The sequence below is a fragment of the Janthinobacterium sp. GMG2 genome (assembly GCF_033949445.1).
GTDB classification, from domain to species: Bacteria; Pseudomonadota; Gammaproteobacteria; order Burkholderiales; family Burkholderiaceae_D; genus Janthinobacterium; species Janthinobacterium aestuarii.
This window is the reverse complement of sequence record NZ_JAXAWA010000004.1, coordinates 454088-469652: the sequence shown is the minus strand read 5'-3', so window position 1 is coordinate 469652 and position 15565 is coordinate 454088. Positions and strand designations below refer to the sequence as shown.

General features: G+C 62.3%; 14 protein-coding genes. 3 read left to right on the top strand and 11 right to left on the bottom strand.

Features of this window, described 5'->3' with window-relative positions:
- Position 1: 1 nt before the first annotated feature.
- The 5 genes from SKZ59_RS17910 to SKZ59_RS17890 all read right to left on the bottom strand — a co-directional run bounded on the left by SKZ59_RS17910 (position 2) and on the right by SKZ59_RS17890 (position 3314).
- Positions 2 to 178: a Trm112 family protein gene (locus SKZ59_RS17910; protein WP_010395789.1), complete on the bottom strand. Its 177-nt coding sequence runs from the start codon at positions 176 to 178 to the stop codon at positions 2 to 4.
- Complete coding sequence (gene lpxK / locus SKZ59_RS17905) at positions 159 to 1214, bottom strand: tetraacyldisaccharide 4'-kinase (protein WP_319992514.1); 1056 nt, start codon at positions 1212 to 1214, stop codon at positions 159 to 161. The genes SKZ59_RS17910 and lpxK overlap by 20 nt, the downstream gene beginning before the upstream one ends.
- 74 nt (positions 1215 to 1288) lie before the next feature.
- Positions 1289 to 1729, bottom strand: coding sequence for an ExbD/TolR family protein (locus SKZ59_RS17900; protein ID WP_121668760.1), 441 nt, complete (start codon positions 1727 to 1729; stop codon positions 1289 to 1291).
- Positions 1726 to 2331, bottom strand: a complete 606-nt coding sequence (locus SKZ59_RS17895; protein ID WP_070303928.1) for a MotA/TolQ/ExbB proton channel family protein — start codon at positions 2329 to 2331, stop codon at positions 1726 to 1728. The genes SKZ59_RS17900 and SKZ59_RS17895 overlap by 4 nt, the downstream gene beginning before the upstream one ends.
- 308 nt (positions 2332 to 2639) lie before the next feature.
- Entirely contained in the window at positions 2640 to 3314 is a 675-nt protein-coding gene (locus tag SKZ59_RS17890; RefSeq protein WP_319992513.1) for a hypothetical protein, read from the bottom strand.
- Between the two features lie 335 nt (positions 3315 to 3649).
- Here SKZ59_RS17890 and xseA point away from each other — a divergent pair, with 335 nt between their 5' ends.
- Positions 3650 to 5011, top strand: coding sequence for an exodeoxyribonuclease VII large subunit (gene xseA / locus SKZ59_RS17885; protein WP_319992512.1), 1362 nt, complete (start codon positions 3650 to 3652; stop codon positions 5009 to 5011).
- Positions 5012 to 5105: 94 nt separating this feature from the next.
- On the opposite strand, the gene SKZ59_RS17880 is transcribed toward xseA, so the two are convergent.
- From SKZ59_RS17880 to SKZ59_RS17855, 6 genes are all read right to left on the bottom strand, one after another.
- Positions 5106 to 7556 carry a TonB-dependent receptor gene (locus SKZ59_RS17880; RefSeq protein WP_319992511.1) on the bottom strand — a complete coding sequence of 817 codons (2451 nt, stop codon included), beginning with the start codon at positions 7554 to 7556 and terminating at the stop codon, positions 5106 to 5108.
- A gap of 107 nt (positions 7557 to 7663) precedes the next feature.
- Positions 7664 to 8704, bottom strand: coding sequence for a sn-glycerol-3-phosphate ABC transporter ATP-binding protein UgpC (locus SKZ59_RS17875; protein ID WP_319992510.1), 1041 nt, complete (start codon positions 8702 to 8704; stop codon positions 7664 to 7666).
- Between the two features lies 1 nt (position 8705).
- On the bottom strand, positions 8706 to 10073 hold the full coding sequence (locus SKZ59_RS17870) for a GH1 family beta-glucosidase (RefSeq protein ID WP_034751744.1): 1368 nt from the start codon (positions 10071 to 10073) through the stop codon (positions 8706 to 8708).
- Positions 10074 to 10100: 27 nt separating this feature from the next.
- A complete protein-coding gene (locus tag SKZ59_RS17865) occupies positions 10101 to 10919 on the bottom strand; it encodes a carbohydrate ABC transporter permease (RefSeq protein WP_070282696.1) in 819 nt (272 codons plus the stop codon).
- Complete coding sequence (locus SKZ59_RS17860; RefSeq protein WP_034751747.1) at positions 10916 to 11905, bottom strand: carbohydrate ABC transporter permease; 990 nt, start codon at positions 11903 to 11905, stop codon at positions 10916 to 10918. Before SKZ59_RS17860 ends, SKZ59_RS17865 begins: the two co-directional genes overlap by 4 nt.
- A gap of 7 nt (positions 11906 to 11912) precedes the next feature.
- The gene (locus SKZ59_RS17855) at positions 11913 to 13202 is read right to left on the bottom strand and encodes an extracellular solute-binding protein (RefSeq protein WP_319992509.1); all 1290 of its coding nucleotides are present in this window, start codon (positions 13200 to 13202) and stop codon (positions 11913 to 11915) included.
- Between the two features lie 443 nt (positions 13203 to 13645).
- Here SKZ59_RS17855 and SKZ59_RS17850 point away from each other — a divergent pair, with 443 nt between their 5' ends.
- Together SKZ59_RS17850 and SKZ59_RS17845 are read left to right on the top strand one after the other, a co-directional pair.
- Positions 13646 to 14665, top strand: a complete 1020-nt coding sequence (locus tag SKZ59_RS17850; protein ID WP_128140218.1) for a LacI family DNA-binding transcriptional regulator — start codon at positions 13646 to 13648, stop codon at positions 14663 to 14665.
- Positions 14666 to 14877: 212 nt separating this feature from the next.
- Positions 14878 to 15456, top strand: a complete 579-nt coding sequence (locus tag SKZ59_RS17845) for a superoxide dismutase (RefSeq protein WP_034751750.1) — start codon at positions 14878 to 14880, stop codon at positions 15454 to 15456.
- The last annotated feature ends 109 nt before the right edge of the window (positions 15457 to 15565 follow it).

The window sequence follows — 15565 nt, the reverse complement described above, 5'->3', positions numbered from 1 at the left end:
GTTATTCCACTGCGTCTTGCAGGGTGCGCGCTTCGTCCGCCCACATGATGGGGATGCCATCGCGGATAGGATAGGCGAGGCGGTCGGCGCGGCAAATCAGTTCCTGCGCCTTCTTATCGTGTTCAAGCGGACCCTTGCAAACAGGGCAGACCAGGATATCAAGCAGTCGAGCGTCCACGACATTTCTCCACAATTTGTTGGGCCAGCGCGCTATCGATGCGCGCACTGACGGGGACGACCCACAGTCTCGGGTCATCTTTGAGATATTCAATTTGCGCACATTTTACTGCATCCTTCTCGGTGATCAAGATCACATCCGTGTCGAGTGCCGCAAATGGCTGGTCGAGGAAGTCGTGATGATCGGGCAAGGGCAGTTCCGTGAAGTCCAATCCGGCGCCGCGCAGCATGGCAAAGAAGCGCTGCGGGTTGCCGATGCCGGCCGCCGCCACGATGCGCCGGCCGCTGGCCGCCAGGGTTGCAAGCGCCACGCTTTCACTGCGGTTCACCATGCGCTCGGCCACGCCGCCGGCCAGCAGCATCTGCACCACCAGCCCGCCCTGCGGCGCGACCCTGGCCACCAGATCCGGCGCCAGCTCGGGCGCATTGATCACCGTCACGTCGCGCCGGCGGCGCGGCGATTCGCGCAGCGGGCCCGCCGGCAGCAGCCAGCCATTGCCCGCGCCGCGGCCGTCGAACAGCACGATTTCCACGTCGCGCCGCAAGGCGTAATGCTGCAAGCCGTCGTCCGTCACCAGCACGTCGACGTCCGGGTGCGCGGCCAGCAGCGCCCTGCCCGCTTGCGCGCGGTCGCGCCCCACCATCACGGGGCAGCCGCCGCGCTGAAAGATCAGCAGCGGCTCGTCGCCCACCTGCTGCGGCGTGGAAGCAGCGGTGACGGCGCGCGGCGAACGGTCGGCGCTGCCATGGCCGCGCGAAATGACGCCCGGGCGCATGCCAGCGTCGCGCAAGGCTTGCACCAGCCAGATCGTCAACGGCGTCTTGCCGGTGCCGCCAATAAAAATGTTGCCGACGACGACGACGGGCACGGGCAGTCGCGCGGATGTCAGGAGGTTTGCCCGGTACAGGCCTCGCCTGACACTGCTCAAAGCGCCGAACAGCAGGGAGACGGGCCACAGCGCGCACGCCAGCGGGCCGCGCGTCAGCCAGGCGCGGGTGAGAGTGGTTTCAAGCTTGGCGGGGGAGGATGTGGGCATGGGGGGAGGAGTAAAGGGCTGGGGTCTGACCCGGCGGGTCAGACCCCAATTTTGTTGCCGGTAACGGTCGAAGCTTACTTGCCCCCAGCTTGCGCCGCGAACGTCAGCTTTTCATAGCCGGCCAGGCGGGCCGCTTCCATCACGTGGATGACCATCTGGTGCATGGCGAACTGGTCGGCGTTGACCACCACGACGGGCGTCTGCGCGGGCGCCTTGCCGCCGTTGGCCGCTTTCGCCGCGTTCTGCAGGGCGTCGGCCAGGCCGGCCACGTCGCGGAACGAGATGGGCTCGCGGTTGACCGTGTAGTTGCCCTTGGCGTCGATGGTGACGTCGATCTGCTGCGGCTTCTCCTTCGCCTGCTCGGCGTCGGCCGTCGGCAAGGTGATCTGCAGCTCCGTAAACTTGCTGTAGGTGGTGCTGACCATGAGGAAGATCAGGATCACCAGCAGCACGTCGATGAACGGGATCAGGTTGATTTCGGGGTCTTCACGCCCCTTGCCTTTGCGGAAGTTCATTTGCGGCCACTGTGGACGATGTCGACGAACTTGACCGCTTGCTGCTCCATGTCAATGACGAAGCTGTCGACGAGGGCGCGGAAGTGGCGGTAGAAGACGAGTGTCGGCATGGCGATGGCCAGGCCGAAACCCGTGTTATACAGGGCCACCGAAATGCCGTGGGCCAATTGTGCGGGATTGGAGCCGCTGGCGTTTTGCGAGCCGAAGATTTCAATCATGCCCACCACCGTGCCAAACAGACCCATCAGCGGCGCCAGGGTGGCGATCGTGCCCAAGGTCGTCAGGAAACGTTCCAGCGTGTGGGCCACGCCGCTGCCCGCCTCTTCGATCGATTCCTTCATCACGTCGCGCGGCGCGTCGACATTGCGCAAGGCGGCGGCCAGCACCACGCCCAGCGGCGAATTGCTTTCCAGCTTGGCCACCGTGTCCGGCGTGATTTTGCCGCTGCGATACACCTGCACCACTTCATCGAACAGCTTGCGGGGCAGTATCTTGGCGCGGCGCAAATACAGCAGGCGCTCGATGATCAGGGCCAGGGCAACGATGGAAGCGATCAACAACAGCCAGATGGGCCAGCCAGCGGCTTGAAATATAGCGAGCAAAAGAAACTCCTGGTAAAGGGAAGGCGATGAATCGCCCGAACAGCCTGTATTGTACCGAGCGCCGAAGACCGATTGTACGTGCGCGCAGGAATGGCGCAATGTAGCGCGTTGCCGCGCCGGCGGCAAGTGGCGCCTGCATGGTACCTGTCCCCAGCGCGCTGGCGGGAGCCCAGTTTTGCACACTTTGTGTGGATAAGATTGTGAGCAAGCATGAAGTACAGCATGCAAGCCATTGATTTACATTGGAATTATCGTGCTGCGCAAAATACAGGCATAGCAGCTTATCGACAGTAGTCAATGTCAATAAGTTAATGTTTGAAGAGTTCTGCACATTTACTGTGGACAAGATTGTGCGCAAAGCAGAGGAATGTAATCAAGCCATTGATTTTAAAGGAAATTAAATCAATGCGTAAAAAAGTGGCAGCAAGCGCGCAATCGGCGCCAGACATGCCCTCAAAGTTCTGCACACAATCTGTGGACAAGATTGTGCGCAAGCGTACGGATACGCGCCAAGTACATTGATTTATATCGTTTTTATTGCCATGCATAAAAATGTGGCATTGGCTGAAAAGCGTGTTTTTCACGGCCCGATTCCACTTCAAAACAGCAGTTTTCCACCGCCAGCGCAGTTCCACACATAAAGTGTGGATAAGATTGTGAGCAAGCCGATTGACTCCATGCAAGAGCATTGATTCTAAAGGGATTTTTTTCTCTGCTGAAAAATAAGGCAGCAATTCAACATGCTCACACGGTGGAAAACCCGGACAAACCACGAAACGGTTTATGCAGTTTTGCACACGTTCTGTGGATAAGATTGTGAGCAAGGCGCACGGTACGATGCTATACCCTTGATTTGTAAGACTATTTTTATGCTGCGCAAAATTAAGGCAAGCCATGCCATGGGCCTTCCCGTGGATAAATCCGGTGCCGCGCCAGAGTTCTGCACATTTTTTGTGGATAAGATTGTGCGCAAGGCCATGCATGACATACTAAGCGCTTGATTCATAGGCACTTTATTTCCGTGCGCAAAAATGTAGCAAGGCACTTTTATCGCTCGATCAGGGCCAGCCCTGCCATGTTTGTCCAAGGCAAAAAGTTCCGCACACTTTCTGTGGATAACTTTGTGCGTAAGTGGCAGGGGCTACACTGATGTGCTTGATATTAAAGGATTTTTTCCCTGTGCACGCAAATCAGGCATACGGGGAATTCATCATGAAATCAATTACTTAGAAATAGAACTTGTTGTTTTGCGCGATATATGACATAAGCATGACCTCGCCGATAATATGTGGACAGTTGCCTTCCCGCTCCCAGCTTTATGATGACCGACAACCCGACTGACAGCGGCTTTGCCGCCCCGCCCGTGCTGACCGTCAGCGCCCTGAACCAGGCTGTCGCGCGCCTGCTCGAGCGCTCGTTCCCTCTGACCTGGATCGCCGGCGAGATTTCCAACTTCACGCGCGCCGCTTCCGGCCACTGGTACTTCACCTTGAAGGACGATGGCGCCCAGGTCCGTGCCGTGATGTTCCGCGGCCGCGCCCAGTACGCGGGCTTCACGCCGCGCGAAGGCGACAAGGTCGAAGTGCGCGCCCTCGTCACCCTGTATGGCGCGCGCGGCGATTACCAGATCAACGTGGAAGCCATCCGCCGCGCCGGCGTGGGCGCCCTGTACGAAGCGTTCCAGCGCCTGAAGGAAAAGCTGGCAGCGCAAGGCCTGTTCGACCAGGAACGCAAGCGCGCCATCCCCATGTTCGCGCGCAGCATCGGCATCGTCACCAGCCCGCAGGCGGCCGCCCTGCGCGACGTGCTGATCGCGCTCAAGCGCCGCGCGCCGCACGTCAACATCATTCTGTACCCGACACCCGTGCAGGGACAGCAGGCGCCGGAAAAGATCGCGCACGCCATCCGCACGGCATCGACAAGGGCCGAGTGCGACGTGCTGCTCGTGTGCCGTGGCGGCGGCAGCATCGAGGATCTGTGGTCGTTCAACGATGAAACCGTCGCGCATGCGATTGCCGATTGCTCCATGCCCGTGATCAGCGGCGTGGGACACGAGACGGATTTCACCATCGCCGACTTCGCGGCCGACCTGCGCGCGGCCACGCCGACGGCGGCGGCCGAACTGGCGGCCACGCCGCGCGCCGACTGGATGGCATCCCTGCGCGCCGATGCGGCCGACCTACGCCGCGCCATGCGCCGCAGCCTCGATGACGCGGCGCAAACCTTGGACCGCCACAGCCGCCGCCTGCTCAACCCGAAGGCGCAGCAGCAGCAGCAGCGATTGCAGCTGCTGGCCCTGTCGACGGCCATGACGCATGCGGCGCGCGCGCCCGTGAACCAGTCGCAGTACGCGCTCGAACGCCTGCGCTCGCGCTGGGCCAACCTGCGGCCCGACGTCACGGCATCGCGCACGCGGCTCGTAGAAATGCAGCGGCGCAGCGGCGCGGCCATGGCGCAGCAGCTGGGCCAGCGGCGCCACCGCCTCGACGGCCTGGCGGCGCAGCTGGAACTGCTGAATCCCCAGCGCACCCTGGAGCGCGGCTACGCGATACTGCGCGATGAAAAAGGGAATATCGTGCGCTCGCCGGCGCAGCTGCAGGCGCGCCAGAACGTCAACGTGCGCCTGGCCGAAGGCAGCGCGCAGGTCGGCATCGCCAGCGTGCAAGCCAGCCTGGAATAAGCGCTGGAATAAAAAAGGCCGGGGAAGAACCCCGGCCCAACACCTTCCCTACTGAGTGGACTGCTACCGCAACTGCTCTTTCACACTACCTGACTTAGAACTTCATCGACACGCGCGCGCCAAACGTGCGCGGCGCGTTGTAGAAGGCGCCGTAGATCTGCTGCGTCGGCTGGCATGGCATGCCCACGTCCGTGCAGATTTCATTGACGTCCAGCTTGACCGCCTTGTCCGTGGCGTTCTGCACGAACGCTTCGACCGTGTAGGCCTTGTTGGCCGGCTGGAAGCGCAGGCTCAGGTCCAGGGTCGTGTAGGCTTCCTGGCGCTTGACGCCGGCATGGCCCGGCACGTCGCCGTTGAACGCCCCCGCCCCCACGTACGACATGGTTTCATAGTGCACCGAAGCGCGCGGCGTGATCTGGCCGCCGGCGACATTGAAATCATGCTCGTACTGCACGGTGGTGGAAAACTTCGGCGCATGCTTCATGGTGCTGCCGCCCACGTTCACCAGTGGCGCCGTCGAACCGCAGGACTGGCCATTCGCGCGCGCCGCATCGACGTCGCACGACATGAAGTCGTCATACACGGCTTTGAGCCAGGTGGCATTGCCCGTCAGACGGTCGACCTTCGTTGGTCGCCACACCCACTCCGCTTCCAGGCCCTTGACGGTGGCGCCGGCCGCGTTGAAGTTGGCCAGCACGCTGTTGACCACCTGCGACTCGAGCTTGTCCTTGTACTTCATCAGGAAGGCGTCGAGGTTCAGGGTCAGTTCGCGGTTCAGCAAGTCCGACTTGAAGCCGATTTCATAGCTGGTCAGCTTTTCCGGCTTGGTGGTGGCGCCGCCGTCGCCGATGGCCGGCGAATGGAAGCCCGTCGTCACGGAACCGAACAGCAGGATGTCCGGGCGCAGCTTGTACTCGATGCGGCCCAGCCAGGTGGCCTGGCCGTATTTCAGGTCGGCCGTATTGTCGCCTGGCGTATTGCCGCAGGTGGCGGCCGTGATGGCGCCGCCCGGGCCGATATTGTGCGTGTTGGCCAGGCCCGTGCCCGGCGTAACGAGTTGGCGCAGCTGGTCGGCAGTGAGGACCGTGGTGCCCAGCGGGGTATTGGCCGGCCAGTTCGGGCATGCCCAGTTCTTGCCGCCGATGTCGAATTTATGGTCTTTCGTGTAGCGCGCGCCGGCCGTCAGCTTGATCTGGTCCGTCACTTGCTGGCTGACCTGGCCGAACACGGCTTTCGATTTGAGCTGGCGGTCGCCCTGGATGAAGGACATCGACGACGCATACTGGCCCACGGTCGGCTGCACGAAGATCACGGCGCCGTTGGCGATATCCTGCTGCACGGCCGCCTGCGAAATCTGGCTGCGGTCGATATCGAAGCGCACCTTGTTCTTTTCATTGAACAGGAACAGGCCGGCCACCCACTGGAACGGCGCGTCGTCGTCCGAGCGCGCCTGCAGCTCGTGCGAATAGCTGTCGAACTGCGCCCAGTCCGTGCGGTTCTCCGACTTGAAGCCGGGGAACAGGCCCGCATCGGAGTCGTTGCTGTTCTGGCGCTTGTAGCGGCTCCAGCTGCCCAGGTACGTGAAATCCAGCGCGTCCGTCGGCTTGTAATTGAGCTTGCCCTTGTAGGTCAGAATCGACTGGTCCAGGGTGCCCGGCGTGTCGATCAGGGCCGAACGCAGCTTCTCGCCCCGTTTCGGTTCGGCCGCCAGGTAGACGTTGCCGGCGCCCTGGTCGAGGAAGTAGTCGGCGATGAAGGTGCCGCGCAGCTGCGGCGTGAACTTCCACAGCAGCGAGGCGCGCACGCCCATCTGGTCGCCGGCGCCATACTTGGCCGTGCCCGGCATGACGTTCGAGCCGCGGCGGAAGTCCACCGTGCCGTCATGGCTATCCTTGATGGCGGCGATGCGCAGCGCCACGTCGTCGGAAAACGGGATATTGATCATGCCCTGCGTCTGCAGGTGACGCTTGTCGCCCACGGTGATGCCGGCCGAACCCATGAACTTGGCCGTGCTAGGCGCGGCCGACACGAGGTTGACGGCGCCGGCAGTCGAATTGCGGCCGTTCAGCGTGCCCTGCGGTCCGCGCGCCACCTCGACGTGCGACAGGTCATACATCAGCGCCGTGGCGCCCTGGGGACGCGGCGAATACACGCCATCGACATAGAAGGCGACGGCCGGGTCGCCCAGCTCCGTGTGGTTGGCCGAACCGACGCCGCGCATGTAGACGTGCACGCCGCCCGAGTCGCCATGCTGCTCGACGACGAGACTCGGCACCATGGTGGCCAGCGACGCCAGATCCTTGACCTGGTTGTTTTGCAGGGTGTCCTGGTTGAAGGCGGTGACGGCCAGCGGCGTCTCCTGCACGAAGGTATTGCGGCGCGTGGCCGTGACGACGATGCGGTCCATCTGTTCGGCTGCCGGTTTTGCCGCGTCGGTGGCGGCTGCCTCCTGGGCCATGGCGGCGCCGCTGCCCAGCAAGATGAACTGGGCGAAGGTCGCATGCGCCAGGCTGAGGGCGATGGTATTGCGTTTGAGCTGTTGCATTGTTGTTGTCTCCTGTACCGCTGGTTGATTGATGATCACATAGCTCTTTGGCTATTGCTGCACATTTTTTGGGTGTCAATCTGAAGTCATGTCGCCTCCGTGCGGGGTCAATGGGTAGCCACGGCGCGACCGGCCGTGTCGAATAGAAAGGCATGGCCTTCTTCCGGTGCAAAGCCGATGGCGCTGCCCTGCGCCAGCGCGTGGCGCGCCTCGCCGTGCAGCTTGATGGCCACCGCGTGCGGGCTGCCGTCCAGCATCGCGTGAATGATTTGCGCGTCGCCCAGCTGCTCGATCAGGGTCACCGTAGCGCCATAGCCCTCGTGGCGCGGCACCAGGCGCAGGTGTTCGGGGCGTATGCCAACCAGCATGCCCGCCTCGCCGCCAAGCTGGCTGGCCAGCGCGGGGACGGCGGCGCACGGCAAGAAATTCATGCGCAGCGCGCCGATGAAGCCGGCCACGAACTGGCTGGCCGGCTGGCGGTACAGGTCCAGCGGCGCACCCACCTGCTCCAGGTGGCCGCCGTGGAAGACGGCGACCCGGTCACCAAGGGTCATGGCTTCGACCTGGTCGTGGGTCACGTAGATCATGGTGGTGCCCAGTTCCTGGTGCAGCTTGGCCAGCTCGATGCGCGTCTGCACGCGCAAGGACGCGTCGAGATTGGACAGCGGCTCGTCAAACAGGAACACCTTGGGCTGGCGCACGATGGAGCGGCCGATGGCCACACGCTGCCGCTCACCGCCCGACAAGGCCTTGGGCTTGCGGTCAAGCAGGTGCGTGATCTGCAAGATCTCGGCCACCTTGCCCACGGCCGCGCGCACTTCCGCTTCCGGCTTGCCCGCCAGTTTCAAGGCAAAGCCCATGTTGTCGCGCGCCGTCATGTGCGGGTACAGGGCGTAGCTCTGGAAGACCATGGCGATACCCCGCTCGGCCGGCGCCACGTCGTTGGCCAGCAGGTCGCCGATGCGCAGCTGGCCCGCGCTGATGTCTTCCAGTCCCGCGATCATGCGCAGCAGGGTCGACTTGCCGCAGCCGGATGGCCCGACGAAGACCATGAATTCGCCGTCGTGGATATCGAGGTCCAGGCCCTTGACGATTTCCGGGCCGTCGCCATAGGTCTTGCGGATGCCGCGCAGGGAAATGGCGGCCATGTCAGTGCTCCTCGGCCAGGACAGCGGCGTGGGACGCGCGCTGCGCGGCGATGAAGTCGCGGTACCACAGGGCACTGTCCTTGAAGCTGCGCTGCTGCGTGGCGTAATCGACGTAGACCATGCCGAAGCGCTTGGCATAGCCCGAGTTCCACTCGAAGTTGTCCATCAGGCTCCAGTAGAAATAGCCGCGTACGTCGATGCCCTGCGCGATCACGGCGCGCAAGGCGTCCAGGTGCAGCTGCACGTACTCGATGCGCGGCGCGTCGTGGATCTTGCCGTCGACGGGCTTGTCGGCCACGGCCATGCCGTTTTCCGTGATGTAGACGGGCGGCAGCCGGTATTCGCGGTGCAGGCCGACGAGCAGTTCCGTCAAGCCCTGCGGATAGGTTTCCCAGCCCATGTCGTTGACACCGAGCTTGCACTCGGGCTTGCGCGGCGGCGTCTCGGCACTCATGAAAGCGCGCGTGTAGTAGTTCACGCCAAGGAAATCGATGGGTTGCTTGATATCTATGAAATCGTTTTCAAAGATAGCTAAAGCAGAAGCGTCGACGTGTTTCAGGGCCAGCGCCGGGTAACGGCCCTTGAAGATGGCGTCCATATACCACTGCACCGAGCGCGCATATTCGAGTTCGGCCAGCTCGCGGTCCTGGGCGCTGTCAGTGGCCGGCGTGGCCGTCCATTGATTGAGCACGATGCCCAGTTTCGCGGGCGGATTGACGGCGCGCATCGCCTGCATGGCCAGGCCGTGCGACAGCAGCAGATGGTGCGACACTTGCACGGCGGCGGCCGGGTCGGCCATGCCGGGCGCGAACTGGCCCGTGCCGTGGCCCAGCACGGCCGTGCACCACGGTTCGTTATGAGTAGCGATGCTGGCGACCTTGTGGCCGAAGCGGCGCGCCACTTCGGCCGCGTAGGCGGCAAAGTGGTAGCAGGTGGCGCGATTGAGCCAGCCGCCCTCGTCCTGCAAGGCTTGCGGCAAGTCCCAGTGGTACAGGGTCAGATGGGCGTCGAGCCCCTTGGCGGCCAAGGCGTCGAGCAGGCGTCCATAGAAATCGAAGCCGGCCTCGTTCCAGGCGCCGGAACCCGTGGGCTGCACGCGCGACCAGGACATGGAAAAGCGGTAGGCGTTCACGCCCAGGCTGGCGATCAGCTCCACGTCCTCCGCGTAGCGGTGATAGTGGTCGCAGGCCACGTCGCCATTGCTGCCGTCGATGATCTTGCCATCCGTATGGCTGAAGGTATCCCAGATGGATGGGCCGCGGCCGTCGATGGCGGCGGCGCCCTCGATCTGGTAGGCGCTGGTGGCCACGCCCCAGGTGAAGGTGGCGGGAAAGTTGGTGTCAATATCGTCGTTATGCATGGTGGTCATGTCAGTGTGAGTGGATGAAAAAAAGTGCTAGCCTTTGACGGCGCCCTGGGTCAGTCCTTCAATTAAACGCTTCGAGGCGACAAAAAACATGAGCAGCAGCGGCAGCACGGCGATGGCGGCGCCCGTCATCAGCGCGCCCCACTCCGTGTTGTTCGGCGCCTGCATGCTGCGCAGGGCCAGCGGGATCGTGTAGTTCTCGACCGAGCGCATGACGACCAGCGGCGTGATGAAGTTGTTCCACGAGTTGATGAAGGTGATCAGGCCCAGGGTGCCCATGGCGGGACCGATCAGCGGCAGCACGACTCTCCAGTAGATGGCGAATTCGCCGCAGCCGTCGATGCGCGCCGCCTCGATCAGATCCTTCGGAATCGCCGTGCCGATGTACTGGCGCATGAGGAAAATCCCCAATGCGCCGGCCGCGCCAGGCACGTACAGGGCGCGCGGCTGGTCCAGCCATCCGAGGAAATCCATCAGCATGAAGGTCGGAATCATGTTCATGAAAGACGGGATGATCATCGACGCCATCACGAGGGTGAACAGGGGCCGCTTGAAGCGGAACTCGTACATGGCGAACGCATAGCCGCCCAGCGAGCAAAAGAACAAGGTCAGCGCCGTCGTCATCAGGGCCACGTACAGGCTGATGCCGATATTGCGCCAGAACGGCAGGCGCTCCTGCAGCAGCTCGATGTTGTTGAGCAGGGCCGTGCCGAACCAGCGCGGCGGCGGCAGGCTGTAGATCTCGGCGCTCGTGTGCGTGGCGAAGACGAACATGAAGTAGAACGGCGCGACCATGATCAGGGCGCCGATGGCCACCATGGCGTAGGCCGTCCAGCGGGTGGTTTTCATCGGACCTCCTTGCGTTCATTGCGGCTGAAGATGCGGTTGTTGACCCAGGTGGTGCTGGCGATGATCAGGAACAGCAGCCAGGAAATGGCCGACGCCGTGCCGAAGTCGCCCGAGGAAAACGCCGTCTTGTAGACGAAGATGGCCGTCGTCATCACCGACTGGCTCACGCCGCTCGATTCGGCCACCAGCACGAACGGTTCCTCGAACAGCTGCAGGTTGCCCATGATGGTGAGTGTCACGGCCAGGTAGATCATGGGGCGCAGCTGCGGCAAGGTGATGTACCAGAATTGCTGGCGTTTCGACGCACCGTCGATGGTGGCCGCTTCATACAAATCCTTGGGGATCACCTGCAGCGCGGACAGATACAGCACCAGGTTCCAGCCCAGGTAGCGCCAGAAAATGACGAAGGCGACGGCCGGCTTGATGAACAGCGAGCTGCCCAGCCAGTCGATCGATTCCGCCGGAAACAGGCCGCCGACGAGCGGCAGGCTGGCGCACCATTGGATCAGCACATTGATCTGGCCATAGTCGCGCGAGAACAGGGTATTGAAGACCATGGCGATGGCCACGCTGGACGTGATGAACGGTAAAAAGTAAATGCCGATCACCAGGTTGCGCGAGCGCTTGAAGCTGTTGTGGATGAACGCTGCCAGCGGAATGGCCACCAGGTGCTGCGGCACGCCCGAGGCCAGCGCCAGCCAGACGGTATTGCCCAGCGAGCGCAAGAACCACGGGTCGCTCAAGGCATACTTGTAGTTGTCCAGCCCCACCCACTGCATGGCTTCCACGCCGCTGGCCGCTTCCCACTGGTTGAACGACAGATAGATGGAAAACAGCAGCGGGAACAGGCTGAAGACGGCGAACAGGATGAAGAAGGGGCTGATGAAAATATACGGCGCCCACTTCTTCATGTTGAAGCGTTTCCTGGCGGGCCTCGCTGCAGCAGCAGCGGGCGCGCCATCGGTACAAGGCATGGAAGTAGTCATGCTGCTCCTAGCGCCGCGCGCGGTGGGTGATCAGGGCCTTGGCGTCGGCCAGCGCCGTCTTGATATCCTTGTTTTGCGCCAGCACGCTTTCCAGTTCCATGTTGACGATGTCGCGCGCCACGGCGTCGAACTTGTCGACGCGGATGACGGGGATTTTCGCCGCCGTGTCGCGCGCCAGCAAACGCGTCTTCTGGCCGCCGAAATACGGCTGCGGCTCGTCCATCATCGGGTCCGCATACGCGGCCTTGAGGGCCGGGAAGGCGCCGATCTCTTTGAGCGAGTGCAGCTGGATATCCTTGTTGACGGTCATGAACTTGATGAATTCCCAGGCCTGGGTTTTATTCGCCGCCTTTTTCGGGATGCCGTAGAACGAGCCGCCGTAGGATGCCAGCGCGCCGGCCGGCAGGCTCGCCGCGCGCCACTGGCCCTTGGAATCGGGCGCCAGCCACTTGGCCAGGTGGCCGCTCAACCACGAACCCATCATCTGGCTGGCCACCTTGTCGCGCTTGAAGCCTTCGGCCCACTCGCCCGTCCAGGCCACGGTGCGCGCATCGATGCCGGCGACCCGCGCCGCCTTGGCCAGTTCGAACGCCTTGACGAAGCGGGGCGAGTCGACCAGCACCTGGCCCTTGTCGCCAAAATAGATGCCTTCGCCATCTTTCAAATTGGCGCGGATATAGATATCGGCCAGGTCGCTGGCGCCGGCCAGCAGATAGGTGCCGGTGGCGGCCTTGAGCTTCTTGCCGGCGGCGATATATGACTCCCACGATTGCGTCAGATCGGTTTCCTTGATGCCCGCCTTGTCCATCAAGTCCTTGCGGTAGAACAAGGTGCCAGGCCCCAGGTCGGCCGGCATGGCGCCCAGGGTGCCGCGCGAACTGGTCGCCTGCACGAACGTGAACGGCACGAACTGGGCGCGGTACTGCCCTGCCCCGTATGGCGGCTGCAGCAAATCTTCCATGCCCTTCGATTCGGCGAAGCTGCCGACATAGCGGAAGTCGATGGCCATCACGTCGGGCAGGCGCGCACCGGCCGCCAGCGCCGTCGTCATCGAGTTATGGTGGTCGTCGATCTGCAGGCTGACCAGCTTGACCTTCACTTGCGGATACAGCTTTTCCCACAGGGGCAAGGCTGTTTTCACGGCGCGGTCCAGGTCGGGGAACGAGGCGACGGTAATCGTGGCCGGGGCCAGCGCCGGCAGGGCGGCGGCCGGCGGGACGGCTGCGGGTGCGGCGGCCACACTGGCGGCCAGGGTCAGCGCTGCCAAAGGGGCGGCGCCAAGGATGCTTGACTTCATTATTTCATCTCCGTTTATTGAGCGTCTTCTATCTTGAAAACGTTTTCACAACATGTGCTCATTTAACACCGCAAAGAAAATCAAGTCAATCGAAAAAGTTGTCATTTTTATTGAGGGCAGCGTGGCAAGGTCCATGCCATGGCGCGTGTTCTCCTATGAAAAGACACAAAAATCCGCCATTTCAAGATGCTGTTGTTTTTCGTGAAAACGTTTTCAAGCGTAGGTCGGATTAGCGCTACGCGCGTAATCCGACAACATTGTTGGCGCAAGAGGCATGGTCCCGACGCATTGTTGGCTGCGCTGTGTCGGCTTACGCCCTGCGGGCTAACCCGACCTACTCCGACCTACCCCGACCGACGGCCCTGTAGCCATTTATGGTAATCTTTCGATGAAAAGGTTTTCAGAGCACTGAGAACCAGTCATCTTGATACCCAGGAATCACCTTGAACGATAGCGCCCGCCTTGCTCCCCCTTCCACCCTGCTCGACGTGGCCCGCCAGGCCGGCGTGTCGCCCAGTACCGTCTCGCGCATCCTCAATGGCACGGCCAGGGTCTCCGACGACAAGCGCGATGCCGTGCTGGCGGCCATCGCGCACATGAAATTCGCGCCGAACCAGATGGCGCAAGGTCTGAAGAAGGGCCGCTCGATGACCATCGGCATCGTGGTGCAGGATATTTCCAGCCCCTTCTTCGACGAAAGCCTGCGCGGCGTGGACGACGGCTTGAAGGACACGGGCTATGCGTCCGTCATCGTCAGCGGGCACTGGAATGCCCAGGAAGAGGCCGATCGCATCCGCTTGCTGCTGGCAAGGAAGGTCGACGGCATCATCCTGCTGTCGGGGCGCATCTCGGACGAGAGCGTGCTCGATTTCTCGCAACAGCGGCCCATCGTCTCGACGGGCCGCTTGCTGGCCACGAAAAGCGCCATCGGCTTCAAGCTCGACAACGAATACGGCGCCTACCTGGCCGTGCGCCATCTGGTGGAACTGGGCCACCGCCGCATCGCCTTCGTGGCGGGCCCCGCCAACAACACGGATGCGGCCGAGCGCCTGACGGGCTACCAGCGCGCGCTGCGCGAAGCGGACATCGCCATCGACCCGAAGCTGATGGTGGAAGGCGATTTCCACGAGGCAAGCGGAATGCTGGCCATGAACCATTTGTTCGATACGCAGCAGCAATTCAGCGCCGTCTTCGCCGCCAACGATCTGTCCGCCTACGGCGTGCGCCTGTGCCTGTACCGCAAGGGCATCCGCGTGCCCGACGATATCTCGCTCGTCGGTTTCGATGACTTGCCCGGCTCGTCCTACACGACGCCGCCGCTGACGACCATCCACCAGCCCCTGTACGACATCGGCCGCATCGCCACGGAAGCGCTGCTGGGGCTGATCAATGGCGAGGCCGTGCAGGCGGCCATTCCACCGCTGGAACTGATCGTCAGGGAAACCACCCGGCGCATCCGTTGAGGCTTGCGACCGGGAACTTTTCCGCCCGATTCAGGCTGAACGAGAATCACTACGCCAAAGGCATCCGCGACGCGTGCCGGAATCTGCAGCAATGGCGCATCCGCTTTACAATAGTGGCTCGTTCAGCAAGAATGCCTGCTTCAAGCAAGCTTGGCTCAACCCTCCGGCCACAGGCTGGAAGACTCCGAACACTCACCATAAAGGGACATCACATGGAACATACTCTGCCACCACTGCCATATGAAATGGACGCTCTGGCGCCGCATATTTCGAAAGAAACCCTGGAATACCACTATGCCAAGCATCACCAGGCGTATGTCACCAACTTGAACAACCTGATCAAGGGTACCGAGTTCGAGAACCTGTCGCTGGAAGAGATCATCAAGAAATCGTCGGGCGGCATCTTCAACAATGCAGCCCAGGTATGGAACCACACCTTCTACTGGAACGGCATGAAGCCGGCCGGCGGCGGCGCGCCTGCGGGTGCCGTGGCTGACGCGATCAACGCCAAATGGTCGTCGTTCGACAAGTTCAAGGAAGAATTCACCAAGTCGTGCGTGGGCAACTTCGGTTCGGGCTGGACCTGGCTGGTGCAAAAAGCCGACGGCTCCGTCGACATCGTCAACACCTCGAACGCCGGCTGCCCGCTGACCACCGGCGACAAGCCGCTGCTGACCTGCGACGTCTGGGAACACGCCTACTACATCGACTACCGCAACCTGCGCGCCAAGTACGTGGAAACGTTCTGGGGCCTGGTCAACTGGGACTTCGTTGCCAAGAACTTCGCGTAAGCGCGGAACCTTGTCAACGTAGGGCGAAAAGAAGCCTGCGCCACCCCGCGCAGGCTTTTTTTTGCCTGCTGAAAGGCCCGGCGCTGCGCTACAATCACTGCCCCGCCAC